Here is a 14,529-nt window from a genome sequence, read left to right as displayed (position 1 = left end):
CCGTGAGGCCGCGCCGGGGACTGGACTGAGGAGTGAAGGAGCGAAGCGGATGAACGACGAGGGAAGGAGCCGGATCCCAGCGGCCGAACCGCGACGCGCAGCGTCGCCGATAGCAGGGAAGGAGCCGGATAAGAGCGGCCTCACCGCGACGCGCAGCGTCGCCATGAGCACTGCCGAGCAGGCACTGCGGCGGCTGGAGCTCACCATCGTGCGGCGCCTGGACGGGTTGCTGCAGGGGGCGTACCAGGGGCTCCTTCCCGGTCCTGGAAGCGAGTTCGGCGACAGCCGGGTCTACGTGCCCGGCGAGGACGACATCCGGCGGATGGACTGGGCGGTGACCGCCCGCACGACGGTCCCGCACGTGCGCGACCTGGTCGCCGACCGGGAGCTGGAGACCTGGGCGCTGGCGGACCTGTCGCCCAGCATGGACTTCGGTACCGCCGACATGGAGAAGCGGGACCTGGTCGTGGCCGCCATCGGGGCGATCGGCTTCCTGGCAGGCCGGATCGGAAACCGCTTCGGCGCGTACGTCCTGCACGACGAGTACGTCCACCGGATGCCCGCCAGGAGCGGCCGCCCGGCACTGTACGGCCTGCTGCACTCGCTGATGGAGGCTCCCAGAGGTCGTGCCGTCGCCGACGCCCCCGACCTGGCCGAGGCGATCGAGGTGATGGCCTCGGCACGGCGACGGCGCGGCCTGCGAGTGATCGTCTCCGACTTCCTCGACCCCGAACCCACTCTCGATCCCACCCTGGAACTGCCCTGGGAGCGGCCGATCCGCAGGCTGGCCGCTCACCACCAGGTAATGGCCGTCGAGGTGATCGACCCCCGCGAGCTGGAGCTGCCGGCGGTCGGACTGGTCAACCTGACCGATCCGGAGTCGGGGCGGAGCCGCCAGATCCAGCTCACGCCCAAGGTCCGCCGGGCGTACGCGGAGGCCGCCGCCGCGCAGCGGGCGGCCAACCAGACGGCGTTGCGCCGCTGTGGGGTGGCCCACCTGGTGCTGCGCACCGACCGCGACTGGGTCTTCGACATCGCCCAGTTCGTGCTGCGGCAGCGGCGCATGGCGTACCTGACCCATAGGCACCCGAGGTCGGGAGCGACACGGTGACTTTCCTCTCTCCGGCCTGGCTGTGGCTGTTCGCCGCGCTGGCGCTGCTCGTGGCGGGCTACGTGGCCGCCCAGTTCGCCCGGCGCCGCTACGCGCTGCGCTTCACCAACCTGCCGCTGCTGACGCTGGTGACCCCCCCGGGACCCGGCTGGCGGCGGCACGTCGCCCCGCTGCTGTTCTTCGTCATGATGGGCCTGCTGATCGTGGGCGCGGCCCGTCCCGCCGATTCGGTGCGGATCCCCCGCGACCGTGCGACGATCATCATCGCGCTGGACGTCTCGCTGTCGATGGAGGCCGACGACGTCCAGCCGAACCGGATCGCCGCGGCCAAGGACGCGGCCCAGAAGTTCGTCGCGGACCTGCCGGAACGCTTCAACGTCGGGCTGGTCGCCTTCGCCCGCTCCGCCTCCGTCGTGGTCTCCCCCACCACCGACCACCAGGCGGTGAGCACCTCCCTCGGCAACCTGAGCACCCGTGCGGGCACCGCGATCGGCGAGGCGGTGTTCAGCTCCCTGGACTCGTTGCGCTCCTTCGACCAGCAGGCGGTGACCGACCCCCCGCCGGCGGCGATCGTACTGCTGTCCGACGGCGACAACACCTCTGGCCGCTCGGTGGCGGAGGCGATCGAGTCGGCGATGAGCTCGCGTGTGCCGGTCTCCACGATCGCCTACGGCACCCAGGAGGGCACCGTCTCGATCGACGGGCGCGACGTGAACGTGCCGGTGAACAAGACCACCCTGCAGACCCTGTCGGACGGCACGGGCGGCCGGGCCTACGAAGCGGAGTCCGGCAGCCAGCTGCGGGAGGTGTACGAGCAGATCGGCACCTCGCTGGGCTACCGGACGGTCAACCAGGAGGTCACCCAGTGGTTCGTGGTGGCGGCGGTCCTGACCGGGCTGGTGACCGCCGGGGTGGCCCTGCTGCTGGGGTCGCGGCTGCCCTGAGCCGGTCCCGGCCATTGGTAACGTTCTACGACGTGGCACATTACTTCGAGGAGCGTCCCGAGACCGCCGGCCGTCCCGGCTCGGTCACGCTCGTGCTCCCCGACCTTCACCTGAAGCTGGAGACCGACAGCGGGGTCTTCTCCGCCGAGCGCGTCGATGTGGGCACCCGGATCCTGCTGGAGAGCGTGCCTCCTCCGCCGTCCGGCGGCGACCTGCTCGACCTGGGCTGCGGCTACGGGCCGATCGCGCTGACGATGGCCTCGCGCGCTCCCGAGGCGACGGTCTGGGCGGTGGACGTCAACCGCAGGTCCGTGGAGCTGTGCGCCAGGAACGCCAGGTCCGCCTCCCTCGGCAACGTGAGGGCGATGCATGTCGACGAGGTTCCGCCCCAGGTGCGGTTCTCCGCCATCTGGTCCAATCCGGCGATCCGCATCGGCAAGGCCGCGATGCACGAGATGCTGACCCGCTGGCTGTCACGCCTCACCCCCGACGGCGTCGCCCACCTGGTGGTCCAGAAGCACCTGGGCTCGGACTCCCTGCAGCGCTGGCTGAACGAGCGGGGCTGGCCCACCGAGCGGGTGGCCTCCCGCTCGGCGTACCGGATCCTCCGGGTGGAGGCCGGGTCGCAGGCGGACCCGGCGCGGTGAGCAGGGTCATCCCGGCGGGCGGGACACGAGCCGTCCGAGAGACGAACGAGGAACGACGAGGAACGGTGAACGACCGATGACGGCGAACCCGCGCAGGCAGCTGCGCCCGACCGATGTCAAGCGCCTCAACCGCACCTGGCGGAGGAACACCGAGGGGCGGCTCGCGCTGATCCTGGAGTCGGTGACCGGCCCGTTCAACGTCGGTTCCATCTTCCGCACGGCCGCCGCCTTCGGGGTGGAGCGGATCTGGCTGGCGGGCAACGCCACCCCGCCGACCAACCCCAAGGCGCAGAAGACCGCGCTGGGCACCGACCGCCTGGTGGCCTGGGAGGAGCCGGTGCCCGTCCTGGAGGCCGTCCGGGCGGCCAGGGACGACGGGTTCACCGTGGTCGCGGTGGAGTTGACCGGCGATGCGGTGCCCCTGTCCGAGGCCAAGCTGGACGGCGACGTGTGCCTGGTGGTGGGCAGCGAGGATCACGGATGTTCCCCCGCGCTGCTGGAGGCCGCCGACGGCGTCTGCTACATCCCGCAGGTGGGCCGGGTCGGCTCGTTCAACGTCTCGGTCGCGGCGGCGATCGCGGTGGCGGAGGTCCGCCGCCAGGAGTGGTCGGGCAAGGCGCTGCCGGAGGACTGACCGTCAGCGGGGCGGGCGCCCGCTCTCATCCGTGCTCGAACCGGTGCCCGAACCGATGGCCGCGCGCCCTTCGGCCCCCCGCCCGTCCTGCCTCTGCCCGTCGTGCCCCCGGGCGCCGTCGAGCGGCACCTTCTCGCCTCCGTAGATCCTGCTCATCCTGGCGCGAAGCCTGGCGAGCCGGCGATGTCTCCCGGCCGCGGGGATCCCCTCCTCGTCCTCGACGGCCGCGGGGACGGTCGGGATCGGCTTCTTGCCCCGGATGAGAGCCTCGATGCCCTCGTTGGGCGGGACGTGCACCTCGATGTAGTCACCCAGCGGCCGACGCTTGATCACACCGGTCTCCACGCCGTGGCCGATCTGCGCGGCGTCGCGGCGCTGCAGGCCCAGGCAGATCCGGTAGGTGATGTAGTAGGCCAGGGCCGGCCCCAGGAAGATCATGACGCGGCCGGTGTAGGTCAGCGCGTTCAGCGAGAGGTGGAAGAACGCGGCGATCTCGTCGTTCGACGCTATCAGCCACAGGATCCCGTAGAACGTGATCGCGGCCATGCCGATCGAGGTGCGGTGCGGGTTGTTGCGGGGACGGTCCACGACGTGGTGCTCGCGGTGGTCTCCGGTGACCCACGGCTCGATGAACGGATACAGCGCCAGGCCCGTCATGATGATGCCCATCGGCACCAGCGCCGGGATCAGCACGCTCAGCGGCAGCGTGAAGCCCAGGAAATTGATCTCCCAGGAGGGCATCAGGCGGAGCGCGCCGTCGAGGAACGCCAGATAGAAGTCGGGCTGCGAGCCCGCCGAGATGTTGGCCGGGGTGTAGGGACCGTACAGCCAGATCGGGTTGATCTGGGCGAAGGTGCCCAGCAGCGCGATGACGCCGAAGGTGAACATGAAAAAGGCGTTGGACTTGGCGATGAAGGACGGGTAGAAGGGCCCGCCCACCACGTTGTCGTTGGTGCGGCCCTTGCCCGGCAGCTGCGTGTGCTTCAGCACCCAGGTCAGCATCAGGTGGGCGGTGATCAGCGCCAGCAGGACGCCCGGCAGGAGCAGGATGTGTATCGAGTAGAACCGGGAGATGATGTCCTCGCCGGGATACTGGCCGCCGAAGAGGAAGAAGGTGAGCCAGGTGCCGATCACCGGAAACGAGATCATCGTGCCCGCGGTGATCCGCAGGCCGACTCCGGAGAGCAGGTCGTCGGCCAGGGAGTAGCCGGTCAGCCCCTCGGCCAGGGCCAGCGTCAGCAGCAGCACGCCGATCACCCAGTTCAGCTCCCGGGGCTTGCGGTAGGCGCCCATGAAGAAGATCCGGAGCATGTGCGCCATCATCCCGGCGACGAACAGCAGGGCGGCCCAGTGGTGCATCTGCCGCATCAGCAGGCCACCGCGCACATCGAAGCTGATGTTCAACGTCGAGGCGTACGCCTCGGACATCATGACGCCCCGCAGCGGGCCGTAGGAGCCGTCGTAGACGATCTCGCCCATGGTGGGCCTGAAGAAGAACGTCAGGAACACGCCGGTCAGCAGCAGGACGACGAACGAGTAGAGCGGGATCTCGCCGAGCAGGAACGTCCAGTGATCAGGGAAGATCTTCCGCAGGTTGCGCTTGAGAAAGGGGGCGGCGCCAAGGCGGTCGTCAACGAAACCGCCGACGCCCGCCACGGGCTTCGGAATGCTCCCGGTGCTCATGCGCGGCCTCCGTTCTCGTGGACCTCGGTCTCGACGTCGTGCTCCCGTGAACCGAGAACCAGCTGAAACGGCGAGGTCTGCCGTGGACGACCAGGTATTTTTCATCATCCATGGCGATGAACAAGCCGGTGAACAAGCCGAGGCAAAGACTCGCCGATCGGCTCCGTTCCGGGGTCTTGTGACCCAAATGTTCATCTGCTCGCGATGACGAGCCCTGCTCACAGGGGGCATACTCCTGCACGTGCAGCGTCGTTACCCCTTCCTCGACCATCCCGCCCCACTTGCCTTCGCCCACCGGGGCGGGGCCGCCGAGGGCAGGGAGAACACCTTCGCCGCCTTCGAGCGGGCCGTCGAGCTCGGCTACACCTACCTGGAGACCGACGCGCACGCCACCTCCGACGGAGTGCTCCTGGCCTTCCACGACCACACGCTGGACCGGGTGACCGACCGCCGGGGACGGATCGCCGCGCTGCCGTACCGGCTGGTGCGCGAGGCGCGGATCGGCGGCGTGGACGAGATCCCGTTGCTGGAGGACCTGCTGGGCTCGTGGCCCGAGGCGCGCTTCAACATCGACGTCAAGGAGGCGGCGGCCATCGCGCCACTCGCCGAGGTGGTCAGGCGGACCGCCTCCCACAACCGGATCTGCCTCACCTCCTTCTCCGAGGAGCGACTCGCCCGTGCCCGCGCCGCGATCGGTCGCGAGGTGTGCTCCTCGCTCGGACCACGCGGCGTGGCGGCCCTGCGCGCCGCCGCCACCACCTCCGGGTACGGCCGGCTGCTCGCCCGCCTGGCCCGCGCCGGGGTGCCGTGCGCGCAGGTGCCGGTGGGCTTCCGCGGCCTGCGGATCGCCACGCCCGCCCTGGTCCGCACGGCACACGCGCTCGGCATGCAGGTCCACGTGTGGACCGTCAACAACACCGGGGTGATGGAACGCCTGCTCGACGCGGGCGTGGACGGCCTGATGACCGACAACATCTCCGGACTGCGCGACGTGCTGGAGGCCCGTGGCCAGTGGCACCCCGGCCGTCTCGCCGCATGAACCGCATGAGTTGTATGAACCGCATGAGCCGCGCGGGTGGCGCGCGGGTGCGTGGCCGCCGGAACAGGCGCGGTCCCGCGAGAGCACCGACCCGGCCACCGCGCGCGTGCCCTCTCGTGGCGACCTGAGCGCACGACGGCGCGAGCACCCCTTCCCCCGCCCCCCAGCGAACCGAGGACCCCCATGACCTCCGAACAGGTCGTCGAGGAAACCCCCCAGGCCCGCCGTCGCGAACAGCGCGGCTGGTACTTCTACGACTGGGCGAACTCCGCCTTCCCCACCACTGTCCTGACGGTCTTCCTCGGCCCCTACCTGACGACGATCGCGGAGACCGCCGCCCAGGGCCGCCCTTATGTGGACGTGCTCGGGTTCGACGTGCGGCCCAGCGCCTACTACTCCTTCGTGGTGGGCAGCGCGGCCATCCTGCAGATCATCCTGATGCCCGTGGCGGGCGCCCTGGCCGATCACACCGGCCGCAAGAAGGAGCTCATGGGGCTGTTCGCCTACCTCGGCGCCGGTGCCACCCTCTGCTTCTGGTTCGTCGCCGACGGACGCTACCTGCTGGGCGGCGCGCTGTTCCTGGTGGCCAACGTCGCCTTCGCCGCCGCGTTCGTGATCTACAACTCGTTCCTGCCGGAGATCGCCACGGCGGACGAGCGCGACCGGGTCTCCGCCCAGGGATGGGGTTTCGGCTACCTCGGCGGCGGCCTGCTGCTCGCCTTCCACCTGGCGCTCTTCCTCAAGCACAAGTCCTTCGGCGTCACCGAGGGCGAGGCCGTGCGCATCGCCCTGGCCTCGGCGGGCCTGTGGTGGGGCGGGTTCACCGTCATCCCGCTGCTGCGGCTGCGCAACCGGCGGGCGCTCGCCCCCGGCGCCGAGACGGCCGCTCAGGCCGTGACGGGCAGCTTCCGCCAGCTGGGCCGCACCATCAGGGAACTGCGGCGCTACCCGCTGACCCTGGGCTTCCTGGTCGCCTACCTCATCTACAACGACGGCGTGCAGACGGTCATCTCCTTCTCGGCCACCTATGCCGACAAGGAGCTCGGTCTTGACCAGACCGTACGGATCGCGGCGATCCTGATGGTGCAGTTCGTGGCCTTCTTCGGGGCGCTGCTGCTCGGCCGGCTCGCCGGCTCGTACGGGGCCAAGCGGGTCGTGATGGTCGCGCTGATCGCCTGGGTCGCCGTGGTGGCCGTGGCCTACTTCCTGCCCAAGGGGTCGGCGGGGCCTTTCTTCGCGCTGGGATTCGCCATCGCGATCGTGATGGGCGGAACGCAGGCACTGTCGCGGTCGCTGTTCTCACACGTGATCCCGCGGGGCAAGGAGGCGGAGTACTACAGCCTGTACGAGATCAGCGACAAGGGCTCGACGTTCCTCGGGTCGTTCACCCTCGGCCTGGCGCTCCAGCTGACCGACAGCTACCGCCTGGGCATCATCTCTTTGGTGATCTTCTTCGTGCTCGGTTTCGTGCTGCTCGCCCTCATCGACCTGCCCAAGGCCATCAGAGCGGCCGGAAACCAGGTGCCGGAACGCCTCTGAGAACGCCCCGGAAAAGGGTTCCTTCACAGACCGGGTCAAGAACGTGCGATTGGATCACCCTGTCTGTGGGAATCCACACACGGTATCAAGCGTTGTACGCCGTGGGAGACGAACCCCTCACGACGGGGCCCTCAGGAGGCATTCAGACATGGGCGAGCGTGCGCTACGCGGTACCCGGCTCGGGGCGACCAGCTACGAGAACGACCGCAACACCGATCTGGCCCCGCGCCAGGAGGTGTCCTACACCTGCCCGAAGGGCCATCGATTCGACGTTCCGCTTGCCGCTGAGGCCGAGATCCCGGCGACCTGGGAGTGCCGCATGTGCGGTGCGACCGCCCTCCGGGTGGACGGCGAGGTGCCGGAGGCCAAGAAGGCCAAGCCCCCACGCACGCACTGGGACATGCTGCTGGAGCGCCGCACGATCGAGGACCTGGAGGAGGTGCTCAACGAGCGCCTGGCGATTCTACGCGCCCAGCGCCGCAAGAGCGCCTGACGGATTCGAAGGGACGGAGACCTTGGGCCCCCTGGCCAGGGGGCCCAAGGTCTCCGTCTTCTCCGCTGCCTTCTCCGCTGCCCCGGTGACGACCTGGGCGCGAAGTGGCTCAACCGATTAATACGGAATTGGTCCTTGGGGTCGGTCTACTTTCTCCCTAAGGTCACTTCCATGACCACTCAGACCAGCAGAGAAACCACCGGCACCACCTCGACGACGGCCGGTGAGAAAGCCGCGGCGCTCCGGGCGCTGCACGTGCCGGGCCGTCCGCTGGTGGTGCCCAACGTCTGGGACGCCGCGTCGGCACGTGCCGTCGAGGCCGAGGGGTTCCCGGTGATCGCCACCGGCAGCGCCGCCGTCGCCCCGGTGCTCGGCTACGACGACGGTGAGGAGACACCGGTCGAGGAGATGCTGGCCGCGATCGCCAGGATCAGCCGCTCGGTCGGCCTGCCCGTCACCGCGGACATGGAGCGCGGCTACGGGCTGGAGCCCGCCGAACTGGTCGAGCGGCTCGCCGCCGCCGGAGCTTCCGGCTGCAACCTGGAGGATTCCGATCCGCGCACCGGCGCCATGGTCGACGCCGACGAGCAGGCGGCCTTCCTGGGCGCCGTCCGGTCCGCCGCGGTCGACGCCGGCGTGGACCTGGTGATCAACGCGCGGATCGACACCTACATGAACGGCACGGGAGACGCCGGGGAGCGACTGGCCGAATCGGTGCGGCGGGGCCGCCGCTACCTGGAGGCGGGCGCCGACTGCGTCTACCCGATCTTCGCGGCCGAGGCCGAGGCCGTCCGCGCACTGGCCGAGCGGATCGAGGGGCCGATCAACATCCTGTTCCGTCCGGGCACTCCGTCGCTCGGCGAGCTGGCCTCCCTCGGAGTGGCCCGGGTGAGCTTCGGCCACGGCCTGCACAAGGCCGTGCAGGCGTACACGGCCCGGATGCTCACCGCGATCCGGGACGGCGAGAGCCCCTATTCCCCCGCGCTCTGACCCGGCGCCCCGCCGGGCCAGAGGCTGAGCTTGCCCCCGGCTCTGTCACACCACTCCACCAGCAGCACCGTGGCGTCGTCCTGGAGCCTGCCGTCATGGTGTTTCAGCACGCTGCGGACCAGGCGGCGCAGGGTTTCCGGCACGGGCAGGTCGTCGGCGTTGTGCCGGACGATGAAGTCGACGAAGCGCTCCAGGCCGAACTCCCTGCCCTCTCGGTCGCGGGCCTCGATCATGCCGTCGGTGTAGAGGAGCACGCGGTCGCCCGGCTCCAACTGCTCCCTGCACAGGGTCACCGGCAGCCCGAGTCCGAGGCCCAGCGGGTGAGCGGGCGGGCACCTCAAGGTGGTGACCCATCGCCCCCCTCTGATCACCACCGGCGGGTGATGGCCCCGGTTGACCCAGGTGAACACTCCGGTGCGTATGTTCAGGTTGGCCAGAATGGCCGTGGCGAAACGGTTGCCCCGGCCGAACTCCTTGATCAGCACCTCCTCGATCCCCTCGCTGACCCGGACGAGGCCGATACCCTGGCGGCGCTGGTTGCGGCAGGCGGCCACCGCGAGGTTGGCGGTCAGCCCGGCTGACGCGTCATGGCCCATCGCGTCGAAGACCGCCAGGTGGACGGATTCTCCGGCCAGCCCGTAGTCGAAGGCGTCGCCACCGAGCTCGTACGCCGGTTCGAGCACGGCGCCGATCACCACCTTCTCGCCGGCGAAGGTGAGCGGCGGCAACAGGTTCCACTGCATCTCGGCGGCGACGTTCATCGGCCGGGTCCGCACCAGCCGGGCATAGGAGTCGCTCTGGGAACGCTTGCTCACCAGCATCAGCGCGACCGCGGACGCCAGATACCGCATGTCCTCCTGTGCCCGGTCGCCGTCGGTGTCCGGCCGGACGCTGACGCGCAGTACCCCGAGGCGTTCCGTGCCGTCCAGCAGCGGCACCCACCATCGTCCCACCTCGCCGGCGGCACCGGCGCTGGACAGGACCCGCACCTCCTGGAAGGCCCGCCCCGCCAGCGTTCCGTCGATCCGCAGCTCGGCCGGCTCCCGCTCGGCACCCTCGCCACCGCCCCGGCCGGCCAGCAGGCGCAGCACGTCCTGCTGCAGATCGGCCAGATAGATCAGCACGTCGTACAGACCGGCGTGGGCGGCATGCTCCTCGACAAGGGACGGCAGCCGCTCCACCGTGCTCAGATGGCTGGCCTCGACAAGTCCCGCGAGCATTCTCGCCCGTCCCCGGTAAGGCCCCACGTCGTTCCCGCCCGCCTGCGGCGTGGATGGTGCAGATCCGTCCACGGCAACTCCTCGAGACCCCCGGCCCGCGCCGGACGCCGAACACGAGCGGCCCATCCGGCGCCTGTAAGAGAATCTCTACCCCCGCCAAGGGGATCGACCCGGGTTCTCCCAGCGGGATCCGTACCCGTGCCGTGGGCGGCCCGTCAATCGCCCCCGCACAGGGCGACGGCCTGCTGGTGCGGGTAGACGTGCTTCAGATCGTGTCCGGGGGGCAGGACGCAGCGGCGCTCGTCGTGCTCGGTGTGCGGGCACCGGGACGCGTCATCGCGGCGTGGTAACGGCGCCGGCCCTCCGTTCCCACCGTCGGCGGCGACTTCTTCGGCCATGGGCACGCGTCCTCCTGCAACCGGTCGTTCGACGCCGCTCCGTCCGATCTCTTTCAGAGATCGACATCTGTGCGCCGAGGGCAAGGTGATCAGTCTTCCAGAGTCCTTCACAGCCGCGCGAGTGGGGTGGACCAGTCGATCACGCGCCCGCCATCGGTGATCAGGACTCCATAACATCGCGATAGGGATTGTTTGGGAGATCCCTTAACGGGCGCCCCGCAAATACCTTGACAGCACCCCTCACAAGGAGTGTTCATGTTACGTCGAGGTACCCTCCTGGCCGGAGCCACCACCGTGGCCCTGTACCTGGTCGCCACCGTGGCGCCCGCCGTCGCAGCACCCGCCCCCCTCGCCCCCCAGCCTCCGGCAGCGATGCTCGAGGCCCTCCAGCGCGACCTCGGCCTCACCGCCGAGCAGGCCGTCCAGCGACTGGCCAACGAGCAGCGCGCGGCCGCCTCGGAGTCCGCCCTGAGCGGTGAGCTCGGCGCCGACTACGCCGGCGCCTGGCTCAACGGCGACGCCTCCCAGCTCTCCGTGGCCACCACCGACGCCGCCGACGCCGCCGCCATCAGGGCCAAGGGCGCACAACCCGTGATCGTCGGCCGGACCCTGGCCGAACTCAACGCCGTCAAGGACGGTCTCGACCAGGCCTCCGCGGAGGCGAAGGCCAGCGCCTCCCTCTGGTACGTCGACGTGACCACCAACAGCGTCGTCGTCCTCACCGGTGACCAGGCCGCGGGCGAGGCCCTCGTCGCCGCCGCGGGCGTCGACAAGAACGCCGTACGGGTGACGCTCTCCGCCGAGAAGCCCCAGCCCCTCATCAACATCATCGGCGGCAGCGCCTACTACATCGGCTCCAGCCGGTGCAGCATCGGCTTCTCCGTCCGTAAGGGAACCACCCCCGGCTTCGTGACCGCGGGACACTGCGGCCGGGCCGGCAACGCCACCAGCAACCCGTCCGGCACCTTCCAGGGCTCGTCGTTCCCCGGCAACGACTACGCCTGGGTCGCCACTCCCGGCCACACCGTGCAGCCGTGGGTGCGCGGTTCCGGCGGCGCGAACGTGATCGTCCGCGGCTCCACCCAGGCCTCGGTCGGCGCCTCGATCTGCCGCTCGGGCTCGACCACCGGCTGGCGCTGCGGCGTCATCAGCCAGCACAACACCAGCGTGACCTACTCGCAGGGCACGGTGAGCGGCCTGACCCGCACCACCGTGTGCGCCGAGCCGGGCGACTCCGGCGGCTCCTACATCTCCGGCAGCCAGGCCCAGGGCGTCACCTCCGGCGGCTCGGGCAACTGCACCGTCGGCGGCACCACCTACCACCAGCCGGTCAACGAGATCCTCTCGGTGTACGGGCTGACGCTCGTCACCGGCTGATCCCACCTCCTCACCAGCTGCTCCCCGCGAGCAACCCCCCGATGGCCGAGGAGGCCCGCTAGAAATGTCCGGAATCACTCGCCTCGGTGTCGCCCTCGTCCTGGGACTGGCCTTCCTGGTGGCCATCCCCGCCCAGGCCACGCTCGTCCACGCGGCGGACGCCCGTACGGCGGCCGTACGCGTGCTCAGGTACGACGCGAGCAGGGCCGCGGAGTTCCGGTCCGCCGTGGATCAGGCGGCACAAATCTGGAACTCCAGCGTCTCGAACGTGCGACTGGTGGCCGGCAGCCCCGCGGACTTCGTGGTGCTCGCCGACAACGGCTGGCCTCGCGCGCAGCCCACCGGCCTGGGCCGCGGAACCGTGTGGATGGGGCGGCAGGCGACCGCCGAGGGCCACAACCCGCTGCGTATCGCCACCCACGAGATCGGCCACATCCTGGGCCTGCCCGACCGGCGTACCGGCCGGTGCACGGACCTGATGTCCGGCGCGAGCGCGGGCACGAGTTGCACCAACCCCTACCCGAACGCGGCGGAGAAGGCCGAAGTCCAGCGGAACTTCGCCGGGTTCGCCCCGGCGATCGACTTCGGTGAGATCTACGTCGACAGCCCGGAGCGCGTGGCGTCCTAGCCGATCATCTAGGTACCCGCGGGCACCTCGCCGGCCCGGCCGAACCCATCGGCCGGGCCGGCGAGGGCGTGTCGGCCTGCGTTCGCCGGGAGCCCTCCGGGCTTTTCACGACAGGAGTTTCTCGAAGCAGTGGGAGCCCGTGAGCCGCTCGTACGGAGGGAAGATCGGGACAGGGGTGTACCCCTCCCTCCGGTACAGCCTCACCGCGTCCGGCTGGCGGTCGCCGGTCTGCAGGACGACCCGGGACGCGCCCAGCGCGCGAGCCGCGTCCTCCGCCGCGGCCAGCAGGGCTCGCGCCACGCGGGTGCCCCGGTGCGAGGGGGCCACGAACATCCGCTTGAGCTCGAGTTCCTCACCGAGCCTGCGCAGCGCCACGTGCCCGACGGGGAGCCCCTCCGCCGAGTACGCGACCCCGCTGTAGGCGACGGTCTCGGGCTCGACGTCCATGCCCCGGGGCAGCAGGTCGGGGGTGGCGGCGAGCAGGTCGGCGTAGCGGGCGCGCATCTCCTCGGCCATGGCCTGGCGCAGCGCCACGGCCGCGGCGTCGTCCCAGGGCACGGACCTGACCGTGACCAGGCCGGTTCCCTCCGCGAACGCGGTCATGACAGCCCCTCTCCCTCTCTCTGTTCCCATGGTCACAGACCCGCATGGCACCGGCCCGCACCGGCGTCGCCCGTCAGACCGTCACATTCTAAATACCGATTTAAAAGGTAGGAAAATAGTATTTTCCTGTCAATGTTCGTGGCGCACCCCAGGGGGCGGCCGCCGGGCAGTGGGAAGGAACCGGAGGTGACCCGTTCTCATATCAGCGTCTCGGTGGACGCACATGCCCGGCCCGAGCAGGTCTTCTCCGTGCTGACCGACTGGTCGAGGCACGACGAGTGGATGGTCCTGACCCGGGCCCGGGTCACCGCAGGGAACGGCCGTAGCGCCGGGAGCCGGCTGGCGGCCTTCACCGGCGTGGGGCCTCTCGGGTTCCTCGACACCATGGAGATCACCGAGTGGGACCCGCCCAGGCGCGTGGGGGTCCGGCACACAGGGCGGCCGGTGCGCGGCACCGGGGTCTTCCGCGTGCTACCCCGTGAGGGCGGCGGCAGCACGATCATCTGGGAAGAGGATCTCGACCTGCCGTTCGGCGCGGCCGGGCGGCTCGGCTGGCTGGCGGTCAGGCCGCTGAACGCCGCGCTGTTCCGGCTCTCACTGCGCCGTCTGGCCGCGCTCAGCGATCGGTGAGGCTCCGGGGGCCGGCGGTCCCGTCGGAGGCCCCTTCGGGGGCTCTTCCAGGTGCGGCCGGTTCGTCACGGATGACCTCCCCGTGCAGGACCGGACCCGAGCCGGGCGGCCTCCCGGCGTCGCGCAGCACGTCGAAGGGCGACCCGTCGCCGAACGGCGAACCGAGCCCGGCACCCGCCGCGTTCCTGGCCATGATGGTGCGGACCCGGCGGGCGAAGAACCAGGCTCCGAGCCTGCGGACCATCGGCCGGGTGAAAGGCAGCAGGCACAGGATGCCCAGCACGTCGGAGAGGAATCCGGGGATGAGCAGCAAAGTGCCGCCCACCAGGATCAGGCCGCCGCCGGCGAGCTCGCGGTCGGGCATCCGCCCGCTCTGCAGCGCGCTCTGGAGGTTACGCCAGGCCCGGCGGCCCTCGCGGCGCACGATCCAGGAACCGAGCAGGCCGCCGGCGAGCAGGAGGGCCAGCGTCGTCCAGCCACCGATGACCTGACCGACCTGAATGAGCACCAACACCTCAAGGACCGGCACTACAAGGAAGGTCAGGACCAGCAGAAAACGCATCTTTGCCTCAACTCATGCGACAGCCGTATGA

The 14,529-nt window shown here is 70.3% G+C and carries 15 protein-coding genes and 1 pseudogene; 11 read left to right on the top strand and 5 right to left on the bottom strand.

Features of this window, described 5'->3' with window-relative positions; genetic code table 11:
• Positions 1-163 precede the first annotated feature (163 nt).
• From ABT130_RS33910 to ABT130_RS33895, 4 genes are all read left to right on the top strand, one after another.
• Positions 164-1,111: a DUF58 domain-containing protein gene (locus tag ABT130_RS33910; RefSeq protein ID WP_350962453.1), complete on the top strand. Its 948-nt coding sequence runs from the start codon at positions 164-166 to the stop codon at positions 1,109-1,111.
• Positions 1,108-2,055, top strand: coding sequence for a VWA domain-containing protein (locus ABT130_RS33905; RefSeq protein WP_350962450.1), 948 nt, complete (start codon positions 1,108-1,110; stop codon positions 2,053-2,055). The genes ABT130_RS33910 and ABT130_RS33905 overlap by 4 nt, the downstream gene beginning before the upstream one ends.
• Positions 2,056-2,087: 32 nt before the next feature.
• The gene (locus ABT130_RS33900; protein WP_350919394.1) at positions 2,088-2,702 is read left to right on the top strand and encodes a class I SAM-dependent methyltransferase; all 615 of its coding nucleotides are present in this window, start codon (positions 2,088-2,090) and stop codon (positions 2,700-2,702) included.
• Between the two features lie 76 nt (positions 2,703-2,778).
• Positions 2,779-3,336: a TrmH family RNA methyltransferase gene (locus ABT130_RS33895; protein WP_350962448.1), complete on the top strand. Its 558-nt coding sequence runs from the start codon at positions 2,779-2,781 to the stop codon at positions 3,334-3,336.
• A gap of 3 nt (positions 3,337-3,339) precedes the next feature.
• On the opposite strand, the gene qcrB is transcribed toward ABT130_RS33895, so the two are convergent.
• Positions 3,340-5,019 carry a cytochrome bc1 complex cytochrome b subunit gene (gene qcrB, locus ABT130_RS33890; protein WP_350962446.1) on the bottom strand — a complete coding sequence of 560 codons (1,680 nt, stop codon included), beginning with the start codon at positions 5,017-5,019 and terminating at the stop codon, positions 3,340-3,342.
• A 241-nt stretch (positions 5,020-5,260) separates the two neighbouring features.
• On the opposite strand from qcrB, the gene ABT130_RS33885 reads away from it, so the two are divergent.
• From ABT130_RS33885 to ABT130_RS33870, 4 genes and pseudogenes are all read left to right on the top strand, one after another.
• Positions 5,261-6,058, top strand: coding sequence for a glycerophosphodiester phosphodiesterase family protein (locus ABT130_RS33885; RefSeq protein WP_350962443.1), 798 nt, complete (start codon positions 5,261-5,263; stop codon positions 6,056-6,058).
• A gap of 162 nt (positions 6,059-6,220) precedes the next feature.
• Positions 6,221-7,597, top strand: a pseudogene (locus ABT130_RS33880) (MFS transporter); the annotation flags it as partial.
• A gap of 148 nt (positions 7,598-7,745) precedes the next feature.
• Complete coding sequence (locus tag ABT130_RS33875; protein WP_030904469.1) at positions 7,746-8,090, top strand: RNA polymerase-binding protein RbpA; 345 nt, start codon at positions 7,746-7,748, stop codon at positions 8,088-8,090.
• Positions 8,091-8,261: 171 nt separating this feature from the next.
• Positions 8,262-9,080 carry an isocitrate lyase/PEP mutase family protein gene (locus tag ABT130_RS33870; RefSeq protein WP_350919380.1) on the top strand — a complete coding sequence of 273 codons (819 nt, stop codon included), beginning with the start codon at positions 8,262-8,264 and terminating at the stop codon, positions 9,078-9,080.
• Here ABT130_RS33870 and ABT130_RS33865 read toward each other — a convergent pair.
• Both ABT130_RS33865 and ABT130_RS33860 read right to left on the bottom strand, forming a co-directional pair.
• Positions 9,062-10,300, bottom strand: a complete 1,239-nt coding sequence (locus ABT130_RS33865) for a PP2C family protein-serine/threonine phosphatase (RefSeq protein WP_350919449.1) — start codon at positions 10,298-10,300, stop codon at positions 9,062-9,064. The genes ABT130_RS33870 and ABT130_RS33865 overlap by 19 nt on opposite strands.
• Before the next feature lie 215 nt (positions 10,301-10,515).
• Entirely contained in the window at positions 10,516-10,698 is a 183-nt protein-coding gene (locus tag ABT130_RS33860) for a hypothetical protein (RefSeq protein WP_350962437.1), read from the bottom strand.
• 255 nt (positions 10,699-10,953) lie between these two features.
• On the opposite strand from ABT130_RS33860, the gene ABT130_RS33855 reads away from it, so the two are divergent.
• On the top strand, positions 10,954-12,075 hold the full coding sequence (locus ABT130_RS33855) for a S1 family peptidase (protein ID WP_350962435.1): 1,122 nt from the start codon (positions 10,954-10,956) through the stop codon (positions 12,073-12,075).
• A gap of 64 nt (positions 12,076-12,139) precedes the next feature.
• Complete coding sequence (locus ABT130_RS33850) at positions 12,140-12,703, top strand: snapalysin family zinc-dependent metalloprotease (RefSeq protein WP_350962432.1); 564 nt, start codon at positions 12,140-12,142, stop codon at positions 12,701-12,703.
• 105 nt (positions 12,704-12,808) lie between these two features.
• Here the strand turns inward: ABT130_RS33850 and ABT130_RS33845 are convergent, their stop codons facing one another.
• Positions 12,809-13,306, bottom strand: a complete 498-nt coding sequence (locus tag ABT130_RS33845; RefSeq protein WP_350962429.1) for a GNAT family N-acetyltransferase — start codon at positions 13,304-13,306, stop codon at positions 12,809-12,811.
• A gap of 186 nt (positions 13,307-13,492) precedes the next feature.
• On the opposite strand from ABT130_RS33845, the gene ABT130_RS33840 reads away from it, so the two are divergent.
• Positions 13,493-13,936: an SRPBCC family protein gene (locus ABT130_RS33840; protein WP_350962426.1), complete on the top strand. Its 444-nt coding sequence runs from the start codon at positions 13,493-13,495 to the stop codon at positions 13,934-13,936.
• On the opposite strand, the gene ABT130_RS33835 is transcribed toward ABT130_RS33840, so the two are convergent.
• Complete coding sequence (locus ABT130_RS33835; protein ID WP_350919362.1) at positions 13,923-14,498, bottom strand: FxsA family protein; 576 nt, start codon at positions 14,496-14,498, stop codon at positions 13,923-13,925. The genes ABT130_RS33840 and ABT130_RS33835 overlap by 14 nt on opposite strands.
• Positions 14,499-14,529 lie beyond the last annotated feature (31 nt).

This window comes from Streptosporangium sp. NPDC001681 (assembly GCF_040298085.1).
Taxonomy (GTDB): Bacteria; Actinomycetota; Actinomycetes; order Streptosporangiales; family Streptosporangiaceae; genus Streptosporangium.
Note: the sequence above shows the minus strand (reverse complement) of the source record. Positions and strands in the feature narration are given on the sequence as shown.

What these genes read in the sequence shown, in the direction of transcription:
- ABT130_RS33875 (WP_030904469.1), top strand. Translation starts at nt 7,746, where the DNA reads ATGGGCGAGCGTGCGCTACGCGGTACCCGGCTCGGGGCGACCAGCTAC.
- qcrB (WP_350962446.1), bottom strand. Translation starts at nt 5,019, where the DNA reads ATGAGCACCGGGAGCATTCCGAAGCCCGTGGCGGGCGTCGGCGGTTTC.
- ABT130_RS33845 (WP_350962429.1), bottom strand. Translation starts at nt 13,306, where the DNA reads ATGACCGCGTTCGCGGAGGGAACCGGCCTGGTCACGGTCAGGTCCGTG.
- ABT130_RS33855 (WP_350962435.1), top strand. Translation starts at nt 10,954, where the DNA reads ATGTTACGTCGAGGTACCCTCCTGGCCGGAGCCACCACCGTGGCCCTG.
- ABT130_RS33860 (WP_350962437.1), bottom strand. Translation starts at nt 10,698, where the DNA reads ATGGCCGAAGAAGTCGCCGCCGACGGTGGGAACGGAGGGCCGGCGCCG.
- ABT130_RS33910 (WP_350962453.1), top strand. Translation starts at nt 164, where the DNA reads ATGAGCACTGCCGAGCAGGCACTGCGGCGGCTGGAGCTCACCATCGTG.
- ABT130_RS33870 (WP_350919380.1), top strand. Translation starts at nt 8,262, where the DNA reads ATGACCACTCAGACCAGCAGAGAAACCACCGGCACCACCTCGACGACG.
- ABT130_RS33865 (WP_350919449.1), bottom strand. Translation starts at nt 10,300, where the DNA reads ATGCTCGCGGGACTTGTCGAGGCCAGCCATCTGAGCACGGTGGAGCGG.
- ABT130_RS33850 (WP_350962432.1), top strand. Translation starts at nt 12,140, where the DNA reads ATGTCCGGAATCACTCGCCTCGGTGTCGCCCTCGTCCTGGGACTGGCC.
- ABT130_RS33835 (WP_350919362.1), bottom strand. Translation starts at nt 14,498, where the DNA reads ATGCGTTTTCTGCTGGTCCTGACCTTCCTTGTAGTGCCGGTCCTTGAG.
- ABT130_RS33895 (WP_350962448.1), top strand. Translation starts at nt 2,779, where the DNA reads ATGACGGCGAACCCGCGCAGGCAGCTGCGCCCGACCGATGTCAAGCGC.